A 20,738-nucleotide genomic window follows, 5' to 3' on the forward strand; every position below is an offset into this window, starting at 1 on the left:
ATACGTCTTCGATTGGCAGCAGGAATGGCTTGTCAATCGCACGCTCTGGTTCTGGGATGTAAGAATCCAGGTAGCCAGCCAGTTCGATGATTTTCTCTTCCCACTCTGCTTCGCCTTCCAGCGCTTTCAGCGCGGAACCACGAACGATTGGAGTGTCGTCGCCTGGGAAATCGTACTGAGACAGCAGTTCACGAACTTCCATCTCTACCAGTTCCAGCAGCTCTTCGTCATCAACCATGTCGCACTTGTTCAGGAACACGATGATGTAAGGAACGCCTACCTGACGACCCAGCAGGATGTGTTCACGAGTCTGAGGCATAGGGCCGTCAGTCGCAGCAACAACCAGGATCGCGCCGTCCATCTGCGCAGCACCGGTGATCATGTTTTTAACATAGTCGGCGTGGCCTGGGCAGTCTACGTGTGCGTAGTGGCGAGTCGGGGTGTCATACTCAACGTGAGAGGTGTTGATGGTGATACCACGAGCTTTTTCTTCTGGTGCGTTATCGATCTGATCGAAAGCACGAGCAGCACCGCCGTAGGTTTTAGCCAGTACGGTAGTGATTGCAGCAGTCAGGGTAGTTTTACCATGGTCAACGTGGCCGATAGTACCAACGTTGACGTGCGGTTTTGTACGTTCAAATTTTTCTTTAGACACGGCTATATTCCTTACTATAGTGCTCTCCCCTTCGGAGAGAGCACGGGACTTAGGTTTTAATCCTGTGGATTACTTACCACGGGCTTCGATAACGGCCTGAGCAACGTTGTTCGGCGCATCATCATACTTCAGGAATTCCATAGTGTATGATGCACGACCTTTGGTCAGTGAACGCAGCTGAGTTGCATATCCGAACATTTCAGACAGCGGAACTTCAGCGTGGATCTTAACGCCAGTTACTTCGGATTCCTGACCACGCAGCATACCGCGACGACGGCTCAAGTCACCGATAACGTCACCGGTGTTCTCTTCAGGAGTTTCTACTTCAACCTTCATGATCGGCTCAAGCAGAACTGGTTTTGCTTTCTTAAAGCCTTCTTTAAAGGCAATAGACGCAGCCAGTTTAAACGCCAGTTCAGAGGAGTCAACGTCGTGGTAAGAACCGAAGTGCAGACGAACACCCATGTCTACAACCGGGTAACCAGCCAGAGGACCAGCTTTCAGCTGCTCCTGGATGCCTTTATCAACGGCAGGGATGTATTCGCCAGGAATTACACCACCTTTGATGTCGTTGATGAACTCGTAACCTTTCGGGTTAGAGCCCGGCTCCAGTGGGTACATGTCGATCACAACGTGACCGTACTGACCGCGACCACCAGACTGCTTAGCGTGTTTACCTTCAACGTCGGTAACTTTCGCGCGAATCGCTTCGCGGTAAGCAACCTGAGGTTTACCCACGTTCGCTTCAACGTTGAATTCACGCTTCATACGGTCAACGATGATGTCCAGGTGCAGTTCACCCATACCAGCGATGATGGTCTGGTTAGATTCTTCATCAGTCCATACACGGAATGATGGGTCTTCTTTCGCCAGACGGCCCAGAGCCAGACCCATTTTTTCCTGGTCAGCTTTGGTTTTTGGTTCAACTGCGATGGAGATTACCGGCTCAGGGAATTCCATACGCTCCAGAATGATCGGGTGATCCGGATCACACAGAGTGTCACCAGTGGTCACGTCTTTCAGACCGATAGCAGCAGCGATGTCGCCCGCACGAACTTCTTTGATCTCTTCACGTTTGTTAGCGTGCATCTGTACGATACGGCCAAAACGTTCACGCGCCGCTTTCACGGAGTTCAGGATGGTGTCACCGGAGTTAACCACACCAGAGTAAACGCGGAAGAAGGTCAGGTTACCCACGAATGGGTCGGTAGCAATTTTGAACGCCAGTGCAGAGAATGGCTCTTCATCACTTGCGTGACGCTCAGCCGGAGTATCTTTACCGTCGTCCAGGATGCCGTTGATCGCAGGAACGTCAATCGGGGATGGCAGGTAGTCAACTACCGCATCCAGCATCGCCTGAACACCTTTGTTCTTGAACGCAGAACCACAGGTTACCAGGATGATTTCGTTGTTCAGAACGCGCTGACGCAGAGCAGATTTGATCTCTTGCTCAGACAGTTCTTCACCACCCAGGTATTTTTCCATCAGCTCTTCAGAAGCTTCTGCTGCGGATTCGATCAGGTTCTGGTGCCATTCGTCAGCCAGGTCCTGCATCTCTGCCGGGATATCTTCGTATTCGAAGGTAACGCCCGCATCTGCTTCGTTCCAGTTGATGGCTTTCATTTTCACCAGGTCGATAACGCCGGTGAAGCCTTCTTCAGCACCAATTGCCAGCTGAAGCGGAACAGGGTTCGCGCCCAGACGGGTTTTGATCTGGCCAACAACTTTCAGGAAGTTAGCACCCATACGGTCCATTTTGTTAACGAACGCGATGCGTGGAACTTTATATTTGTTTGCCTGACGCCATACGGTTTCAGACTGTGGCTGAACACCACCAACTGCGCAATAAACCATTACCGCGCCGTCAAGAACACGCATGGAACGTTCTACTTCGATGGTGAAGTCAACGTGCCCTGGGGTGTCGATGATGTTTACGCGATGCGGTTCGTACTGCTTAGCCATACCTGACCAGAATGCAGTAGTCGCTGCGGAGGTGATAGTAATACCACGCTCCTGCTCCTGTTCCATCCAGTCCATGGTGGCTGCGCCGTCATGAACTTCACCGATTTTATGGTTTACACCGGTGTAGAACAGAATACGTTCGGTAGTAGTGGTTTTACCGGCGTCGATGTGCGCACTGATACCGATGTTACGGTAGCGTGCGATGGGTGTTGTACGAGCCATTTGATTCCTCGTTTATATCTTTAGGCGTTCAGTTAAGTTACCCAGAGCGGGCGGCTTCTCTGAAGCGCCCGCCTGGTGACTACGACTCCGAAGGGATTACCAACGGTAGTGTGCGAACGCCTTGTTGGCTTCTGCCATACGGTGAACGTCTTCACGTTTCTTAACTGCGGTACCTTTGTTTTCCGCAGCATCAGAAAGTTCGTTCGCCAGACGCAGAGCCATGGATTTATCACCGCGTTTACGAGCAGCTTCAACGATCCAACGCATTGCCAGAGCATTACGACGAACCGGACGAACTTCAACTGGAACCTGATAAGTAGAACCACCAACGCGGCGAGACTTAACTTCTACAGTCGGGCGCACGTTGTCGAGAGCGACTTCGAAGGCTTCCAGTTCATTTTTACCAGAACGCTGAGCCAGGGTCTCCAGCGCGCTGTATACGATTGCTTCTGCGGTAGATTTTTTACCATCTACCATCAGGATATTTACAAATTTTGCCAGCAGTTCTGATCCGAATTTCGGATCTGGAAGAATTTTACGCTGACCAATGACGCGACGACGTGGCATGGGATTACTCCGTTGTTAATTCAGGATTGTCCAAAACTCTACGAGTTTAGTTTGACATTAAGATAAATCAGTTTGGCCTTACTTAACGGAGAACCATTAAGCCTTAGGACGCTTCACGCCGTACTTGGAGCGAGCCTGCTTACGGTCTTTAACACCTGAGCAGTCCAGCGCACCACGAACGGTGTGGTAACGAACACCCGGAAGGTCTTTAACACGACCGCCACGGATCAGGATCACGGAGTGCTCCTGAAGGTTGTGACCTTCACCACCGATGTAGGAAGTCACTTCAAAACCGTTAGTCAAACGCACACGGCATACTTTACGCAGTGCGGAGTTTGGTTTTTTAGGAGTGGTGGTATATACACGAGTACATACGCCACGTTTCTGCGGGCAGGCTTCCAGCGCAGGCACGTTGCTTTTTGCAACTTTGCGTGCACGTGGTTTGCGTACCAGCTGGTTAACTGTTGCCATTAAATAGCTCCTGGTTTTAGCTTTTGCTTCGTAAACACGTAATAAAACGACCTCATACAATATGAGGACGCGAAATTTTAGGGCTACGTCGAAAAGGTGTCAAGAAATATACAGCGATCTCAAATCACCAGTTCATTTGACTGGCGTGCGTCACAGTAAGATTGACGAAATCAGTATAGCCAACCACGTCAATTTTGGCTGAAATTTGACCAGAAAGACCCCGCGCATCCAGATCCTCTTTCAGCGCAGAGACTGTAATGGGGGCATTCGCGAGGATTTCAACAAAACGGCTGCCTTCAAGCGCCGCGAGCACGCCATCCTGAATCAGCAGCAGATCATCACCTTCGCGCAGCATGCTCAGTAACGTGTCGATATCACATTGCCACGGTGAACGGCTCAGGGTATGGAGCATGACAGCCTCAGAAAGTCAGAACGGTATCGTAGTGAGAGAGTTGTTCGCGCAGCGCAGCAGATGTCAGGATCGTCACGTCCAGCACGAACGGTGTTATCTCGTTTAACCCACGCGCGGCCAGCGAGTCGGCGCACACATAGAAGGTTTCAATGTCATAGAGCGGCAGAACTTTAAAGGTCGCAATGTAGTCGCGCGCAAGAATGGCCTGCGGTTGTTGGCCTGCCAGAAGCTGGAATACGCCATCGCCTAAAAAGAAGACGCCGATATCTTCGGTTAATGCCGATGTCGCGAGCAATGCATCCAGCCCTTCCCGGCCTGAAGCGCTGCCATGCGGCGCAGAAGTAAAAACAAACGCTACGCGCTTCATCAAAATTGCACCACTCTGTCGCAGGTCAACGCCGCCTGTGCCAGGGCACCTAGACCACTGAGGGAAAAGCCCGGTTGCAGGTTAACCCCCGCCAGACCAAGGCGTTCGGCTTCGGTCGCATCCGTCACGCCGCGACGCAGTGCCGCCGCGACGCAGATATGCAGGTCAACGCCCTGCGTTTCGTTTAATTTTTGCCAGGCGCGCACAAGGTCAAACTCATCGCTCGCCGGGGACGTAAACTGGTTCGCGTTATAGACCCCTTCACGATAGAAGAAGACGCTTGCGAGTTCATGACCGGCATCAAGCAGCGCATGGGCAAACTGTAGCGCGCTGCTGGCCTGCTGGGTACCGTACGCCGGGCCCGTTACCATTAACGCAAAACGCATTACTTGTCTTGTCCCAGAAAGTCGCCGCTTTTGAACTGGCGAATATAGAGGTAAACCGTGTGTTTGGAAATATTCAGGCGATCGGCCACCTGGTTGATGGCATCTTTGATATCAAAAATCCCTTTCTCATAGAGGTTCAGGACGATCTGACGATTCTTGGCGTTGTTGGATACGTTGCGATCGGCATTCACCTCTTCAATGGTGAACTCCAGCGTCTGGGTCACGAGATCCTCAACCGAAGAAGCAAAGTTCACCGATGAGCCCACGTCCGGCGTTTCTGGCGGGATGAAGGTGCTCATGATTTGCGAGAATGGCACATCAAGGTTCATGTTGATGCACAGCAAACCGATTACCCGGTGTTCGCGGTTTCTAATCGCGATCGTTTCTGATTTCATCAGCACGCCGCTTTTGGCGCGGGTGAAATAGCATTTTGAGACGCTGCTGTCCGCGCCGGTCATGTCATGCAACATACGCAATGCAAGGTCGGTGATTGGCGAACCAATTTTACGGCCAGTGTGCTCACCATTCGCAATGCGGATAGCGGAACACTTAAGATCTTGCAGGGAATGCAATACGATTTCGCAGTGGGAACCAATGAGCATCGCTAACCCGTCCACTACCGCTTCGTAGGATTTCAGAATATCGAAGTCGGTCTGATCAAATGGACGTTGATCCAGCAAATCAAGTTCACTGGTTTCGTTGGTTAAAAGCGACCTGGACATGAAAAAAACACTCCTTTTCAGGAGCCTGTCGTTAGGTTTTCAGGGCAGGCTCATTATCTACACGGACAACTAAATTAATACAGCGTGTATAACGCTTTCCAGTGTTAATTATATCTGCCCCACAATAAAAAAACCGCCGCCTGTAAAGGCGGCGGTTTTTTTCAGCATTACTTCTTAGCTGCTGCGGCTTTATCGTCAGCCGGTGCGTCTGTTTTCGCATCCGCTTTCGGCGCCGGTTTGATGTCCAGCAGTTCTACATCAAATACCAGCGTGGAGTTAGCCGGGATACCCGGAACGCCGGTTTTGCCGTAAGCCAGATCCGGTGGGATGACCAGCTTGATTTTACCGCCTTTCTTGATGTTCTTCAGGCCTTCGGTCCAGCCCGGGATCACACCATCCAGACGGAAGGAGAGAGGCTCACCACGGGTATAAGAGTTATCGAACTCTTTACCGTCGATCAGCGTACCTTTGTAGTTCACCACAACGGTGTCGCTGTCTTTAGGCGCGTCGCCAGTACCTTCTTTCTCAACCTTATAGATCAGGCCAGTAGAAGACGTTTTAACGCCTTTCTCTTTAGCGAACTTGTCGCGGTAGGCTTTGCCTTTCGCTTCGTTATCTTTAGCATCTGCTTCCATCTTGGTCTGAGCGGCGCCTTTCACGCGCGCTTCAAACGCTTGCAGAGTCTGCTCGATTTCCTGGTCAGACAGTTTGCTCTTGTCTGCGAACGCATCCTGGACCCCTGCGATCAGCTGGTTTTTGTCCAGTTTGATGCCCAGTTTCTCTTGTTCTTTCAGAGAGTTTTCCATGTAACGACCCAGAGACGCGCCAAGTGCGTAGGCGGATTTCTGGTCGTCATTTTTGAATGCCGCTTTGCTGTCTGTAGTCGCAGCAGGCTTCGCAGCAGTATCAGCAGCGAAAGACAGCGGCGCATTGAGCGCTACAGCCATAGTGGTCGCCAGCAGCGTAACTTTAAACAGTGATTTCATCCATATCTCCAGGACCTGAGGTCTCTCACCCCAGTGTTAAACGTAAATGAGTGACGTACTATAAAACGTTGTGGAAGAAATCTACAGACAGACTCCCCCGAATGTCGCTTCTTTTCAGACTATTTTTGTTTAAATAAGTTTCTTGTCAGGGAGATGGATACTGTACTTAAGGAAAAAGTCAGCTAAACTTCGCCGCCGCTGGTCCATTATGGCGAACGACAGATAAACGAGGTGAATGATGAAGGATACAACGATCGAAGCGAGACTGGCTGAGCTGGAAAGCCGCCTGGCTTTTCAGGACATCACCATCGAAGAACTGAACCAGACCGTGACGGCCCATGAGCTTGAAATGGCAAAACTGCGCGATCACATGCGCCTGCTGACGGAAAAGCTGAAGGCCACGCAGCCGTCAAACATTGCCTCTCAGTCAGAAGAGACGCCACCACCTCATTATTGAGGCGTAAAAAAAGCGGGATTATCCCGCTTTTTTATTTTCCGCAGTACGGAATCAGTGGCAACCGCAGCCGCCGTTACCGCAACCACCTTTACCGTGGCCGTGGTCATGACCATGGTCGTGGCCGTGACCACCGCAGCAGCCGTCATGGCCGTGATCGTGGTCATGGTCGTGACCGTGCGCACCGTGAACGTGGCCATGAGCCAGCTCTTCTTCAGTCGCTTCACGGATCGCAACAACTTCTACGTTGAACTTCAGGTTCTGACCCGCCAGCATGTGGTTGCCGTCAACCACAACGTGGTCGTCTTCAACTTCAGTGATTTCAACCGGAACCGGACCCTGGTCAGTTTCCGCCAGGAAGCGCATGCCAACCTGCAACTCGTCAACGCCCATGAATACGTCTTTAGGAACGCGCTGAACCAGGTTGTCGTCATACTGACCGTAAGCGTCGTTCGCGCCTACAGCAACGTCGAATTTGTCGCCAACTTCATGGCCTTCCAGCGCCGTTTCCAGGCCGGAAATCAGGGAACCGTGACCATGCAGGTAGTCCAGCGGCGCACTCACCGGAGACTCATCAACCAACACACCGTCTTCTGTACGTACCTGATAGGCCAGGCTGACCACCAGGTCTTTTGCTACTTTCATGATATCTCCTGAGCGTGGGAAAATTGCTGGCGCAGATTGTAGCGGAAATCTGCACCCGTGTACCCTTAAGCTTAAAAAAACTCAGAGCATATCGCTAGTCTGGATGAAAAATGCCGATCACTTGCTCTTCTTTGCGAACATGATCGCGGGCTTCTTTGTCGGCCTCACGCATCTGGTGGCCGCACTTAACACATTCAACGATATCGATATTATTTTCACGCCACATGGCCAGCGTATCTTGCGCCTGGCAGGATGGGCATTTTGCGCCCGCGATAAAGCGTTTACGTACAGCCATCTTTCGTTACCCTTTATTCAAATTCATCCCAGCCGTCGAGCTGGCGTCGTTCCTGTTGCATCTCACGCTGGAAGATCTCCTCCAGTTCGCGACGCGCTTCCCGCACGCGGGAGATCTGCGCCGTGTCGCTGTGCACGGGCATCAGTTCACGCAGCATTCGCATATCCAGCCTGCGGAAATGCATCTGGGCGCGTTGCGCCTGATGAGGATGCATACCCAGCGAAACCAGCGCCTTGCGTCCCAGCTCCAGCGCGCTGGAGAAGGTTTCGCGGGAGAAGTGTTTCACACCCGCCTGCAAAAGTTCGTGAGCCTCCACACGTCCACGCGCACGCGCCAGAATATGCAGATGCGGGAAATGCTGCTGGCACAGCTCCACCAGCTTCATCGTGTCTTCCGGATCGTTGCAGGTGATGACGATGGACTCCGCAGCCTCTGCGCCCGCCGAGCGCAACAGCTCAAGCTGCGTCGCATCGCCGTAGTACACCTTATAACCATATTTGCGCATCAGGTTGACGGCGCTGATATCGCGCTCCAGCACCGTAATGCGCATTTTATTTGCCATCAACAGGCGACCAATCACCTGTCCGAAGCGACCAAAGCCCACAACGATCACCTGCGGTTTATCATCTTCCACCCACGGCGCTTCGTCTTCATCGTCTGCGGGATTCAGGCGGCGCGACAGCAGTTTGTCCACCAGCTTCATCAGCAGCGGGGTGGTCATCATCGACAGCGTAACCGTCACCAGCAGCAGCGCCATCTGGTCATCTTTGAACAGCTTCTGAGACGACGCCGTGGAAAACAGCACAAACGCAAATTCTCCCCCCTGGCTTAACACGCTGGAAAACTGCATTCTTTCCGAGCTGCGCAGCCCGTAAATCCTCGCGAGGAGATACAGCACCAGCGTTTTGACCGCCACCAGCACGGCGACACTCGCAATAACCCACAGCAGATGGGTATAGAGCACGCCAAGATTAAGCGCCATACCCACCGAGATAAAGAACAGCCCTAGCAGCAGCCCCTTAAACGGATCGATGGCGGTCTCCAGCTCGTGGCGGTACTCGCTTTCCGCAAGCAGCACCCCGGCGATAAACGTCCCAAGCGCCATCGACAGCCCCAGCGCATCCATAAACAGAGCTGAGCCAAGCACCAGCAGCAGCGTTGCGGCGGTGAATACCTCGCGCACGCCGGATGCTGCAATAAACCGGAATACCGGACGCAGTAAAAACCGTCCGCCGATCAGCATCCCCGCGAAGGCCAGCACCTTCATGGAGATCTTCATCCAGTCGAAATGATCGTCTCCGGATCCCGCCAGCAGCGGCACCAGCGCCAGCGCCGGGATCACCGCTAAATCCTGGAACAGCAGCACCGAAAAGCCCAGTTGCCCCGCCTCGTTGCGGTTCATCCCTTTGTCGCGCATCAGCTGAAGCGCCATCGCCGTCGACGACATCGCAAGACCGATCCCGCCAATCACCGCGGCCTGCCAGGAAAACTGCGTCAACATCAGCAGTCCCGCGAGAATGGCCGCGCTGAGTAACACCTGCGCCGCCCCGACGCCAAAAATAGATTGCCGCAGCTGCCACAGCTTGGAGGGGTTCAGCTCAAGGCCAATGATGAACATCAGGAAGACCACGCCCAGTTCAGAGAAGTGGAGAATTTCATCCACATCGCTGATAAACCCAAGCCCCCAGGGGCCAATGGCTATCCCCGCCAGCAAATAACCCAGCACCGCGCCAATGCCGAGACGCGCGGCAAGCGGGACCGCGACGACGGCGGCGAACAAAAACAGCACCCCGGCAAGGAGTAAATTCGAACCGTCCATTAGCGTCCTCCCGCCGGAATCGGTGACGCCAGCCATTCGCCATAGGCCCTGGCATGGCTCGCCAGCGCTTTCGGATCCTGCCGCCGTGCCCAGTAGATAATAATCGGGCTCATCCAGTGCATACGGCACATCGCCGCCGTCAGCTCAAACGGCCGCAGAATGTCGCTCATGGGGTAACGGTTCAGCCCGTCGTGACGGTAAGCGCTTTCCGGCTCACCGGTGGTAATGACACTCCGCCAGTACTTTCCCGCCAGCTGGTTGCCCCCCACCCCGCTGGAGAAGCCCCGGCTCAGCACGCGGTCCAGCCACTCTTTCAGCAGTGCCGGACAGCTGTAGGTATAAAGCGGATGCTGGAACACAATCACGTCGTGCTGACGCAGCAGTTCCTGCTCGTAAGGAATATCGATAAAAAAATCGGGATAGTGCGCGTAGAGATCGTGCACCGTTACGTTACTGAGCTGTGTGGCCGGCTTAAGCAGCACCCGGTTCGCCACCGAGTCCTGTGATTCCGGATGGGCATATAGCAGCAGCACTTTCGCTGTCTGAGACATCATTCCCCTCCCGGTTCTGTTTTTGTGTATTGTTGTCGTTTTGGGCTACCATGGCGGCCCGGTGGGGAAAATGGCCCACACCTTACATTATCATAATGACAAATTAACATAGTCGGAACATACGGCGCTTCTATGATTGTTTTCTCCTCGTTACAAATTCGTCGCGGCGTGCGCGTCCTGCTGGATAACGCGACTGCTACCATCAACCCGGGCCAGAAAGTGGGGCTGGTCGGCAAAAACGGCTGCGGTAAATCTACCCTGCTGGCACTGCTGAAAAACGAGATAAGCGCGGATGGCGGTAACTTTACCTTCCCGGGCAACTGGCAGCTCGCCTGGGTGAACCAGGAGACGCCCGCACTGAGCGAACCCGCGCTCGACTATGTTATCGACGGCGACCGTGAATACCGCAAGCTCGAAGCAGAACTCAACGCCGCCAACGAACGCAACGACGGCCACGCCATCGCCACCGTCCACGGCAAGCTGGACGCCATCGATGCCTGGACCATTCGCTCCCGCGCCTCCAGCCTGCTGCACGGCCTGGGTTTCAGCAACGAACAGCTTGAACGCCCGGTGAGCGATTTCTCCGGCGGCTGGCGTATGCGCCTCAACCTGGCGCAGGCGCTGATCTGCCGCTCCGACCTCCTGCTGCTCGATGAACCCACCAACCACCTCGATCTCGATGCGGTTATTTGGCTGGAGAAGTGGCTCAAGAGCTATCAGGGCACTCTGATTCTGATCTCCCACGACCGCGACTTCCTCGATCCGGTGGTGGATAAAATCATTCATATCGAACAGCAAAGCATGTTCGAGTACACCGGCAACTACAGCTCCTTCGAACGCCAGCGCGCGACGCGCCTTGCCCAGCAGCAGGCGATGTATGAAAGCCAGCAGCAGCGCGTAGCGCACCTGCAAAGCTTTGTGGATCGTTTCAAGGCCAAGGCGTCAAAAGCCAAGCAGGCGCAGAGCCGCATCAAGATGCTGGAACGCATGGAGATGATCGCCCCCGCGCACGTGGATAACCCGTTCCACTTCAGTTTCCGCGAGCCGGAGAGCCTGCCGAACCCGCTGCTGAAAATGGAAAAAGTGAGCGCAGGCTATGGCGATCGCATTATTCTCGACTCTATTAAGCTTAACCTGGTGCCGGGTTCACGCATTGGCCTGCTGGGGCGTAACGGCGCCGGTAAATCCACGCTGATCAAGCTGCTGGCGGGCGAGCTTAACCCGGTCAGCGGCGAAATCGGCCTGGCGAAGGGCATTAAGCTTGGCTACTTCGCCCAGCATCAGCTGGAATTTTTACGCGCGGATGAATCGCCAATTCAGCACCTGGCTCGCCTGGCGCCGCAGGAGATGGAGCAAAAGCTGCGCGACTACCTCGGCGGCTTTGGCTTCCAGGGCGATAAGGTGACTGAAAATACAGCGCGTTTCTCCGGCGGTGAAAAAGCCCGTCTGGTGCTGGCGCTGATCGTCTGGCAGCGTCCAAACCTGCTGCTGCTTGATGAACCAACCAACCACCTCGATCTCGACATGCGTCAGGCGCTGACCGAAGCGCTGATTGAGTTCGAAGGGGCGCTGGTTGTCGTGTCGCACGATCGCCACCTGATCCGCTCCACCACCGACGATCTCTATCTGGTACACGGCGGCAAAGTTGAACCGTTTGACGGCGACCTGGAAGACTACCAGCAGTGGCTGACGGACGTGCAGAAGCAGGAAAACCAGCCGGAAGAGTCAGCGAAAGACAACGCCAACAGCGCCCAGGCGCGTAAAGACCAGAAGCGCCGTGAAGCGGAGCTGCGCACCCAGACGCAACCGCTGCGTAAAGAGATTGCCCGCCTCGAAAAAGAGATGGAAAAGCTCAACGCCACGCTTGCTGCCGTCGAAGAGAAGCTGGGCGACAGCGAACTGTACGATCAGAGCCGCAAAGCGGAGCTGACGGACTGTCTGCAAACTCAGGCGAAAACCAAATCCAGCCTCGAAGAGTGCGAAATGGCATGGCTGGACGCGCAGGAACAGCTGGAAGCGATGCTGCAAGCCGACTAACACGCCGGGAGGGTTATGAGCTTCGATACCACGAGCGAGATTACATTCCGTAAGCTCAGCATCTTCATGACGTTCATGGAGAAGGGCAATATCGCACGTACCGCCGAAACGCTCGGCCTGAGCGGTGTCAGCGTGCACCGCGCGCTGCATACCCTCGAAGAGAACGTCCGCTGCCCGCTCTTTGCTCACAAAGGGCGTAACCTGATTGCCCTCCCCTCCGCGTGGACGCTGCTGGAGTATTGTCAGGAGGTGATGCAGGTGATGGAGCGCGGGCTGGAAGAGTCGCGCAAGATCGCCGGCATTGGTCAGGGGCGGTTACGCGTCGGCACGCTCTACTCGCTGACGCTGGAAACCGTGCCGCGCCTGATAATGGGCATGAAGCTGCGCCGTCCGGATCTGGAGATGGATCTGACGATGGGCTCGAACGAAACCCTGCTCCATATGCTGGATGAGGGATCGCTGGATGCGATTTTAATCTCTATCTCCGAAAGCGATATCGACCGTAACAGCCTCGAAGTGCTTCCTCTGTTCCATGACGATATTTTCCTTGCCGCACCGGCTTCTGCCACGCTCAATACCAGCGGCCCCGCCGATCTGCGCGACTATAAAGATCAGAAGTTCGTCGCCCTCGCGGAAGGGTTCGCCACTTACGCCGGGTTTCAGGAAGCGTTTCATATCGCCGGTTTCGAGCCGGAGATTGTGACGCGCGTGAACGATATCTTCTCGATGCTGAGCCTGGTGCAGGCGGGAGTCGGGTTTACGCTGATGCCGGGCAGGATGAAGAAAGTGTACGAAAATTCGGTGCAGCTACTGAAGCTGGCGCAGCCGTACCAGATGCAGCAGCTGATTGCGATCGTCTTTGCCCGCAACCGCGAGCAGGATCCGAGCCTGCGGGCGCTGGCCGCGGAAGGGCGGATGTATGCCAGAAGTTTGCAGGATAGTGCCTGATGTTATTGCCCGGTGGCGCTACGCTTACCGGGCAAAAAGTCACCGCTGAAGCCGACCCGCCAGATGCACCGCCACGTCCACTCCGCTGCGCTCCAGCGAAATGGATTCGCCTTCCCACGCCGCCTGCCGCGTCAGACAGGTCAGAATACCCCCAGGCGGCATCTCAATCGCCAGACGCGCTTCGCGCTCGTTAGCGGAAATCACCGCCTCCTGCCAACGCACGGTTCGCGCCATATTCATCGCCAGGTCGTCGGCAATTTTCTCTGGCTGCCAAAGCACGCGCCCGGTACTGCCGCTCAGGTACGCGCAGCGGGGGCGTGAAAGCGTGACTGATTCAAACGCCGCGGCCAGCTTCTGCGCCGGTTCCGCCAGCAATTCACAGTGCGACGGCACGCTTACCGCCAGCCGTTTGGCCTTGTTCGCGCCCTTCGCCAGCGCGCGTTCGGCTACCTGCGCCATGCCGTCATCGGCTCCGGCAATCACGATCTGCGTTTCGGCGTTCAGGTTAGCGATATAGGTTCCTGTCCCCTGAATCAGGTTTTCCACCTGGGGCAGGGTCAACCCCATTATCGCCGTCAGGCCGTAGCCGTGGGGATACGCCTGCTCCATCAGATCGCCGCGCAGCGCCACCAGCTTCAGCGCGTCCGTAAAGTCCAGCGAGCCTGCGATAACCGCCGCAGGATAAGCGCCAATGGACAGCCCGCTGACGATATCCGGCGACACGCCGCGACGTTCCAGCTCGCGCGCCCAGGCCACGCCTGCAATCAACAGCGAAAGCTGAACCGCGCGGGTGTGGGTTAACGAGGATGCGCTGTCCAGGGTATCAACTTCCGCCCCCAGCACAGCACGGGCCTGCTCCAGCTCTGTTCCCGGCAGGTTTTGCAGCATACCTTCATGCTGTGTGCCCTGCCCTGGAAAGGTAAACAGTATTTTCATTACTCCTCCCTGTGCCATGGATCCGCCACCAGGCGCGGCCCATATTGCGTTTTTAACAGCGTTTTGCCGTCGCGTAACCATTCCGCCAGCGCGAATCCGCCCTCGGGCGTATCCACCTGTGTATCCGCCCGGCATAACGCACGACTGAGCTGAGCCTGCCAGTCAGTAAACGCCTCAGGGGAAACGGTACGCGGGGCGCGGATCAGCAGATCGAGATCGCTGTCGGCGTGGATCACCGGAATACCGGTCGCCAGCGCGTAACCCGTACTGCCGGTTATCCCCCACGTCCACGGCCACGACTGCTGCGCAAGCTGAAGCGCCACCTGAACCGGCGGCTGGGTGATAAACGGCGAACGCAGCAGGTCGGCGGCAACGCTCAAATCTTCGGGCGACACCACGCGCAACACGTTCTCAGGCTTCACCCATCCGGCCGCCCGCTGGTCGCGGCGCAATCCCCGCACGCCAACGGGAATACGGCCTTCATTATCAACATCACGCCGCACCACTACCGGCAGCCCGGTATGCCAGGCCGCGTCCACCCAGGATTCAGTAATCCCTTCCAGGGCGTCGCGCGCGGTAAGCCAGATGAGGTCGTGTGGGCGTAATGTTGTGGTCATGATTACATTCCTGAAGTCAGCGAGATAAACAGCGGCAGCGACAGGATACACAGTACGGAGCTTAACAGCAGCACGGCTTCAGCATCCGGCGACTGCACGCCAAAGCGGTTACCGAACACCACGCCAAAGAAGCCCGCGGACAGCGCAATCATCAGGATGGCGGTGATCGCCACGGAGCCGTGCAGACCGAAGATTAAAACGATACCCCAGGCAATCGCTGGCTGGATCAGCAGCTTGGCGATAGTAGAAGTGATCACCATGGTGTTGATCTGAAGCTTACGCGCGGAGAGGATCACGCCGGTCAGGAACAGCGCCGCAGCGGTCGCGGACAGTCCCAGCGGTTTAATCGCCGCCAGCACCAGCTCCGGCATTTTGATGCCGATAGCGGACAGGATCACACCCAGCAGCGGGCCCATCACGATCGGTTTTTTAATGGAGCGCCACATCAGCACCGGCAGCATGGAAAGCGTTGAACCGGAGTTATTGCCTTCGGCGCGGGCTTTCTCACGCTCCAGAATCAGCAGGCAGAACGGGGTCATCAGCACCGAACCACAGGCGATGGAGACCGCCACGGAGAGAGAAGTAGAAGAACTTTCACCCAGCACGCTGCCCAGAATCGGCAGGCCAAGCGCCGCGTAGTTTGGCAGGGCGACGGTCAGCGTCAGCACGGCCGCATCCTGCGGGGATTTTTTAAATACGTTTGTCGCGAGGAAGTAGATGACCGCATAGGTGATCCACATCGCCAGAGTGAGAACCAGGATCAGCGGCGACTGCGCCACGATGCCGGTCCACGAGGTTTGCACGGTGGCGCTGAATAGCGCGGCCGGGAGTGCAAAATCCATCACGAAGATATTCAGCAGGGAAACATTTTTGTTATCGACCATCTTTGCCTTACCGGCCCAGAATCCCAGCAGCATGATGACGAAAATCGGTGCAAGAGCATGAACAATTACGTAAGTCATAAATCACCTGTAGTAAAAAAGTTTAAGCACTGGCGCGATGTTTATTATTTTCAGGATGCAGGTTCCCGCGTGGACGCAACGGGCGCGCCCACGGGGTGATGCATCTGGCAGGTCTCTTTTTACTTACCAGCTGGCTCGCATACGTTCACGTACGAGCGCTGAGCTGCGGCGGTTGTCAGCACCCAGACGGTTTTTCAACGTGGTGTCCTGACGAGCGTCACTGATGGCCTGTTGCAGGGTGGTTTTCACCCGCGTCAGATCGCTTTCGGAAGGGGCATCCGGATTGCTGATATCCAGCAGGTCGGAAAGCAGCCCCAGCGTGGCGTAGTTGCTGATGTCGTACGCCATTGGCGGGATGGTTGCCGCCAGTTTTTCCAGCGCCTCAACGGTACGCAGCGTAATGCGCGCCGCAGACTCTTTGCCCATGGCGTGGATCAGCACGCCTTTATCGTTGAAGGCAATCAGACGGTTAGCCTGGTAGCCGTGCGCCAGAAACGCGCCGGACATGGCCTTACCGACGATAAGACCAATCACCGGATGACCTGCCAGCCGCGCATTAGCGTAGGCGGCAGCGGCGCCGGCCAGCGCCTGGTGGATGCCAAACGCCTCTTCGCGACGGCCATAGGCCTGGCTTGGGACGTCGATTACCGCCACAATCGGGCGCTTCACGGCTTTATCTGCGTCAGCGGCGACGGTTTCGCTGACCACTTTTGCCAGCGTCCAGCCTTCCAGCAGGCCGACTTCACCCTGCGCCGCGCGCGGGAAGTGGTTGTTGGCATCCGGCACCACGGCGACAAAGCGCACCGTTTCACCGTTCAGCTCGCCGTCTGCGGCCTGCACGGACGGGCATAACCGCTCCAGACGTTTCGCGTTCGGGGCCAGAGTTTCCAGCCAGAGTTCGCCACGGCTAATTGAGTTAGTCATCATTTCACCTCCCGGGCAAAAAGTGCTTTAATCTGTTCGGCATCGGCCTGTTTGCGGGTGTCGAAATTCGTCAGACGGTTCAGATAATCGTCGTAGTTATCGGTGCGATGTTTCGCCGGTACGCCTTTGGCGATGGCCTCGTTCATCGCGGCTTTCACCGCGTTCACGCCGTCGCCGACGAGCGCGTCCACCAGCCCGCTTTCATAGCGCACTTCGCCGCCGGTCATGCTCCAGATAAACGGACGGTCGCGGGAGTCATACTCTTCAATGCCCGCTTCCTGCTCAATAACCTGCGGGCCGTTGAGGCCAAGACGCGCTTCGCGGGTCACAATCAGATAGCTGCACAGCGCCGCGGCGATAGACATCCCGCCGAAGCAGCCTACGGTCCCGGCGACAATCCCGACGACCGGGGTATAGCGACGCAGGTCAACGATCGCGGCGTGGATATCGGCAATCGCCGCCAGGCCAAGGTTGGCTTCCTGCAAACGTACGCCACCGGTTTCGAGGCACAGTACCGCCTGAGTCGGAATGCCGTTGCGGTTATCTTCCGCCGCCAGCTCCAGCGCCGCCGCCATTTTGGCGCCGGACACTTCGCCCATGCTGCCGCCCTGGAAGGTGCCTTCAATCGCCACCACCACCGCAGGCTGGCCGTTGATGGTCCCTTTCGCGACCACCATGCCGTCATCAGCCTGAGGAACAATCCCCTGTGGCCCAAGCCATGGAGAAATAATGCCTTCGAACGGATCCAGCAGTTCGCGGTAGCTGCCGTCGTCGAGCAGCGCCTGTGCACGCTGGCGCGCTTTTAGTTCGATAAAGCTGCTGTCATCACGCATGATTCACCCCTTCAAAGACCTGTTCGATACGAATGCGTGCCACGCCCGGCGTCGCGCCGAAGTCGTGGATGGTCAGCTTACCTGCGGGCAGGCTGCTGACGGTTTGCAGGCGGTTGAACAACGCCTCCCAGCGCCCGCGGCTGTTGTCGACGGAGGTGGTGATATCAATGGTTAAGGTCTGGCCCGGTTCGGCGGTGAAAAGCACCTCCATATCCCCGGAACCGACTACCCCTGCCAGCGCCCTGCCGCTTACTTCGCGGCTGGCGGGCACGGTCAATGTGATTTTTTCCATAACATCCTCTTAATGCTTTGAATAGGGCGTTTCGACGCGGTCAAGAAACAGCGTGGCGGCAAGCAGGTCTGCGGCTCCGCCCGGCGAGGCGTTAAGCGCCAGCATCTGACGGTCTAACCGCGCCAGCGCCTGCTGCCCGGCGAGCGTTGCGCATCCTCCGGCGTTCAGCACTGCACGGGCGCCGTTCTGCATGGCGTCCAGCCCCTCCATGCCGGCGCGCGACAGCACGCAGGTGTCGGTGAGCGAGGTCATGATCGCCATCAGCGCGTCGAGTCTGGCCTGCGTTTCGCTGCTGCCGTTGAGACGGCTGAGGCGAAGCTGCGGCAGCGCGCGCTGCATGATGTGCGGAAACGCCTGCTGAGCCTCTTCACGCGCACCCGGTACACGGTAGCGGTGCGTGACGCGTAACCCCTTGCTGAACACTTTCGGCGCCACGTCATCCGGCAGCTTCGCCAGCTGAGCGGCGGTGTTCGCGACGGTTTGCGCACGGGCATCGCCGCCCAGCATCGCCACCGCGCTCACCAGCAATCCCAGCGCCCAGATCGCGCCACGGTGCGTGTTCACGCCGTCGGTAGCGGCCATCATCTGCCGTTCACCTTCGCGACCCAGGCGGCCAACGGTTTGCCGGAGGGCAATATCCGCCGGACGCTGCCAGCTCTGCTGTGCCAGCGCCTGAAACGTGGGGGTCAGGCTGCGAGCGGAGCGCTCCATCAGCGCAAGCGATAAATCGTGGTGCGCGCCGTTCCCCCGGCTGTCCACCAGACCGGGTTTCGGGCTTAAACGTGCTTCGTCAATCAGACACTGCGTGGCGGTTCGCGCCAGCCATTCGGCACCGCCTTCAACCTGGATCTGGGGCAGAAGTTTCATTACCAGCTCCGGAATTTCGCAGGTGGGTTATACAGACCACCGGACCACTCAACGAGGTCAGCCACGCTGCCCGCAGCCAGCAGAGAGCGAGTGGCATCGGTACGACGAATGCCCATATCTTCCGGATACACAACCTTGCCGCTCTGGCGCAGTTCCGCCACGCGTTTGGCGTCAACGCCCAGACCGATATCGGTGATACCCGCCACGGCGGCGACCATGGCGCGACGCTCTTCCAGATCTTTCGCCCGGTAGAGGTAAGCAATCCCCTCTTCCGTCAGCACGTGGGTGACGTCATCGCCATAAATCATGACCGGTGCCAGCGGCATACCGGAGGCTTTCGCGACGTCAACAGCGTCGAGTTTTTCCACGAAGGTTGGCTTCACGCCCGCCTGGAAGGTTTCCACCATCTGCACAACCAGCTTTTTACCGCGTTGCATCGGGTCAGGCTCGGTGATCATGTTCAGCCAGGCCGGTGTGGCGTGGCGACGACCGTGCGGATCGTGGCCCATGTTTGGCGCGCCGCCGAAGCCGGAAAGACGGCCGCGAGTCACGGTTGAGGAGTTAGCGTAACCATCAACCTGTAGCGTGGAGCCGATAAACATATCGACCGCGTACTGACCAGCCAGCTGACAGAAGGCGCGGTTAGAGCGCATGGAGCCGTCAGCACCGGTAAAGAACACGTCCGGACGGGCGCGGATGTACTCTTCCATCCCCAGCTCGCCGCCGAAGCAGTGGACGCTCTCCACCCAGCCGCTTTCGATGGCCGGGATCAGCGTTGGATGCGGGTTCAAAGTCCAGTGTTTACAGATTTTGCCTTTGAGTCCGAGCTGTTCGCCGTAAGTTGGCAGCAGCAGCTCGATCGCTGCGGTGTTAAAGCCAATCCCGTGGTTCAGGGACTGCACCTGGTGTTCGGCGTAGATGCCTTTAATCGCCATCATCGCCATCAGGATGTGTTCCTGTTTGATCAGGCGTGGGTCGCGGGTGAAAAGCGGTTCGATAAAGAACGGCTTATCGGCAACCACCACAAAATCAATCCACGAGCCCGGAATATCCACACGCGGAAGGTCGCACTCGTCATCCACCAGCTCGTTCACCTGCGCGATGACGATGCCGTCGTGGAACGCGGCGGCTTCCACCAGCGCCGGGGTATCTTCGGTACTCGCCCCGGTATAGAGGTTGCCTTTGCGGTCCGCTTTAAAACCGGCAATCAGCGCCACGTTTGGCGAAAGGTCGACGTATAAACGTGAGTAGAGTTCGATGTAGGTGTGAATCGCCCCGATTTCGAGCTGACCATCCTCCAGCAGCTGCGAAATGCGCAGGCTTTGCGTACCGGAGAAGGAGAAGTCCAGCTTGCGGGCGATGCCTTTCTCAAAGATGTCCAGATGTTCGCTGCGGCCCACGCTCGGCATGATCATATGCAGATCGTGCACGATTTGCGGGTTCACTTCCGCCAGTGAACGGGAAAGGAAATCCGCCTGCTTCTGGTTGTTGCCTTCCAGAACGACTTTGTCGCCTGGTGCGATCAGTTTTTCCAGCATGGCGACAAGATCGCCGGTTGGCAGTACCTTGCCCTGCACCGGTACGGACGCCAGACGACGCGCTTTCTCACTGCGTCGGGTGTTCCATTGCCGGGTGGGTGTTTGCCCAGATAACATTATTAACCTCCTGATTCAGCACATCATTCTGATTTGCTTAACGTTGAGTAAAGTGTGCGCTCTGGTGAGAAAGGCATCAATTAAGCGTAGAGGCAAATCATTAGCCTGAGAGTAATAATCAAGGTAAATATTTGTGATCGGGATCAGTTCATG

The 20,738-nt window shown here is 56.4% G+C and carries 24 protein-coding genes; 3 read left to right on the forward strand and 21 right to left on the reverse strand.

Translation table 11 applies throughout. From position 1 onward, the window contains the following. The 9 genes from ACOTZD_RS17975 to fkpA all read right to left on the reverse strand — a co-directional run. Positions 1-655 (reverse strand): GTP-binding protein (locus ACOTZD_RS17975; RefSeq protein WP_074172202.1); only part of this gene is annotated, 655 nt, incomplete at its 3' end. 69 nt (positions 656-724) lie between these two features. Further along, positions 725-2,839, reverse strand: coding sequence for an elongation factor G (gene fusA / locus ACOTZD_RS17980; RefSeq protein WP_022651946.1), 2,115 nt, complete (start codon positions 2,837-2,839; stop codon positions 725-727). A gap of 96 nt (positions 2,840-2,935) precedes the next feature. Further along, positions 2,936-3,406 (reverse strand): 30S ribosomal protein S7, encoded by a 471-nt coding sequence (gene rpsG, locus ACOTZD_RS17985; RefSeq protein WP_003861706.1) that lies wholly within the window; start codon positions 3,404-3,406, stop codon positions 2,936-2,938. A 96-nt stretch (positions 3,407-3,502) separates the two neighbouring features. After that, entirely contained in the window at positions 3,503-3,877 is a 375-nt protein-coding gene (rpsL, locus tag ACOTZD_RS17990; RefSeq protein ID WP_000246815.1) for a 30S ribosomal protein S12, read from the reverse strand. A 124-nt stretch (positions 3,878-4,001) separates the two neighbouring features. Next, positions 4,002-4,289, reverse strand: coding sequence for a sulfurtransferase complex subunit TusB (tusB, locus tag ACOTZD_RS17995; protein WP_015571409.1), 288 nt, complete (start codon positions 4,287-4,289; stop codon positions 4,002-4,004). A gap of 7 nt (positions 4,290-4,296) precedes the next feature. Beyond that, complete coding sequence (gene tusC / locus ACOTZD_RS18000; protein WP_023323813.1) at positions 4,297-4,656, reverse strand: sulfurtransferase complex subunit TusC; 360 nt, start codon at positions 4,654-4,656, stop codon at positions 4,297-4,299. Further along, complete coding sequence (gene tusD, locus ACOTZD_RS18005; protein ID WP_023323814.1) at positions 4,656-5,042, reverse strand: sulfurtransferase complex subunit TusD; 387 nt, start codon at positions 5,040-5,042, stop codon at positions 4,656-4,658. The genes tusC and tusD overlap by 1 nt, the downstream gene beginning before the upstream one ends. Continuing rightward, positions 5,042-5,764 (reverse strand): helix-turn-helix transcriptional regulator, encoded by a 723-nt coding sequence (locus ACOTZD_RS18010; RefSeq protein ID WP_003861697.1) that lies wholly within the window; start codon positions 5,762-5,764, stop codon positions 5,042-5,044. The genes tusD and ACOTZD_RS18010 overlap by 1 nt, the downstream gene beginning before the upstream one ends. Positions 5,765-5,931: 167 nt before the next feature. Beyond that, positions 5,932-6,750, reverse strand: a complete 819-nt coding sequence (gene fkpA / locus ACOTZD_RS18015) for an FKBP-type peptidyl-prolyl cis-trans isomerase (protein ID WP_003861695.1) — start codon at positions 6,748-6,750, stop codon at positions 5,932-5,934. 238 nt (positions 6,751-6,988) lie between these two features. Here fkpA and ACOTZD_RS18020 point away from each other — a divergent pair, with 238 nt between their 5' ends. Next, positions 6,989-7,207, forward strand: coding sequence for a protein SlyX (locus tag ACOTZD_RS18020; protein WP_003861693.1), 219 nt, complete (start codon positions 6,989-6,991; stop codon positions 7,205-7,207). Between the two features lie 51 nt (positions 7,208-7,258). On the opposite strand, the gene slyD is transcribed toward ACOTZD_RS18020, so the two are convergent. The 4 genes from slyD to kefG all read right to left on the reverse strand — a co-directional run bounded on the left by slyD (position 7,259) and on the right by kefG (position 10,517). Then, on the reverse strand, positions 7,259-7,849 hold the full coding sequence (gene slyD / locus ACOTZD_RS18025; RefSeq protein ID WP_003861691.1) for a peptidylprolyl isomerase: 591 nt from the start codon (positions 7,847-7,849) through the stop codon (positions 7,259-7,261). Between the two features lie 94 nt (positions 7,850-7,943). Further along, the gene (locus ACOTZD_RS18030) at positions 7,944-8,144 is read right to left on the reverse strand and encodes a YheV family putative zinc ribbon protein (RefSeq protein WP_003861689.1); all 201 of its coding nucleotides are present in this window, start codon (positions 8,142-8,144) and stop codon (positions 7,944-7,946) included. A 13-nt stretch (positions 8,145-8,157) separates the two neighbouring features. Next, entirely contained in the window at positions 8,158-9,963 is a 1,806-nt protein-coding gene (gene kefB / locus ACOTZD_RS18035; protein ID WP_003861688.1) for a glutathione-regulated potassium-efflux system protein KefB, read from the reverse strand. Further along, positions 9,963-10,517, reverse strand: coding sequence for a glutathione-regulated potassium-efflux system ancillary protein KefG (gene kefG, locus ACOTZD_RS18040; RefSeq protein WP_059288194.1), 555 nt, complete (start codon positions 10,515-10,517; stop codon positions 9,963-9,965). The genes kefB and kefG overlap by 1 nt, the downstream gene beginning before the upstream one ends. A gap of 129 nt (positions 10,518-10,646) precedes the next feature. On the opposite strand from kefG, the gene ACOTZD_RS18045 reads away from it, so the two are divergent. Together ACOTZD_RS18045 and ACOTZD_RS18050 are read left to right on the forward strand one after the other, a co-directional pair. Further along, the gene (locus tag ACOTZD_RS18045; protein ID WP_003861684.1) at positions 10,647-12,551 is read left to right on the forward strand and encodes an ABC transporter ATP-binding protein; all 1,905 of its coding nucleotides are present in this window, start codon (positions 10,647-10,649) and stop codon (positions 12,549-12,551) included. 15 nt (positions 12,552-12,566) lie between these two features. Beyond that, complete coding sequence (locus tag ACOTZD_RS18050; protein ID WP_023323815.1) at positions 12,567-13,499, forward strand: LysR substrate-binding domain-containing protein; 933 nt, start codon at positions 12,567-12,569, stop codon at positions 13,497-13,499. A gap of 39 nt (positions 13,500-13,538) precedes the next feature. Here ACOTZD_RS18050 and mdcH read toward each other — a convergent pair whose 3' ends face one another. The 8 genes from mdcH to mdcA all read right to left on the reverse strand — a co-directional run bounded on the left by mdcH (position 13,539) and on the right by mdcA (position 20,585). Further along, entirely contained in the window at positions 13,539-14,435 is an 897-nt protein-coding gene (gene mdcH / locus ACOTZD_RS18055; RefSeq protein WP_061856072.1) for a malonate decarboxylase subunit epsilon, read from the reverse strand. Further along, positions 14,435-15,052, reverse strand: coding sequence for a malonate decarboxylase holo-ACP synthase (locus tag ACOTZD_RS18060; protein WP_023314937.1), 618 nt, complete (start codon positions 15,050-15,052; stop codon positions 14,435-14,437). Before ACOTZD_RS18060 ends, mdcH begins: the two co-directional genes overlap by 1 nt. A 2-nt stretch (positions 15,053-15,054) precedes the next feature. Further along, positions 15,055-16,014, reverse strand: coding sequence for an AEC family transporter (locus tag ACOTZD_RS18065; protein WP_174402180.1), 960 nt, complete (start codon positions 16,012-16,014; stop codon positions 15,055-15,057). Between the two features lie 123 nt (positions 16,015-16,137). Further along, on the reverse strand, positions 16,138-16,938 hold the full coding sequence (gene mdcE, locus ACOTZD_RS18070; protein ID WP_174402182.1) for a biotin-independent malonate decarboxylase subunit gamma: 801 nt from the start codon (positions 16,936-16,938) through the stop codon (positions 16,138-16,140). Further along, positions 16,938-17,771 (reverse strand): biotin-independent malonate decarboxylase subunit beta, encoded by an 834-nt coding sequence (locus ACOTZD_RS18075; protein ID WP_003861672.1) that lies wholly within the window; start codon positions 17,769-17,771, stop codon positions 16,938-16,940. The genes mdcE and ACOTZD_RS18075 overlap by 1 nt, the downstream gene beginning before the upstream one ends. Further along, a complete protein-coding gene (gene mdcC, locus ACOTZD_RS18080) occupies positions 17,764-18,063 on the reverse strand; it encodes a malonate decarboxylase acyl carrier protein (protein WP_000411786.1) in 300 nt (99 codons plus the stop codon). The genes ACOTZD_RS18075 and mdcC overlap by 8 nt, the downstream gene beginning before the upstream one ends. Positions 18,064-18,072: 9 nt before the next feature. Next, positions 18,073-18,930, reverse strand: a complete 858-nt coding sequence (locus ACOTZD_RS18085) for a triphosphoribosyl-dephospho-CoA synthase (RefSeq protein ID WP_003861671.1) — start codon at positions 18,928-18,930, stop codon at positions 18,073-18,075. After that, positions 18,930-20,585 (reverse strand): malonate decarboxylase subunit alpha, encoded by a 1,656-nt coding sequence (gene mdcA / locus ACOTZD_RS18090; RefSeq protein WP_003861669.1) that lies wholly within the window; start codon positions 20,583-20,585, stop codon positions 18,930-18,932. The genes ACOTZD_RS18085 and mdcA overlap by 1 nt, the downstream gene beginning before the upstream one ends. Positions 20,586-20,738: the final 153 nt, after the last annotated feature.

This window comes from Enterobacter cloacae complex sp. SHL022, assembly GCF_049237785.1.
Taxonomy (GTDB): Bacteria; Pseudomonadota; Gammaproteobacteria; order Enterobacterales; family Enterobacteriaceae; genus Enterobacter; species Enterobacter hormaechei_C.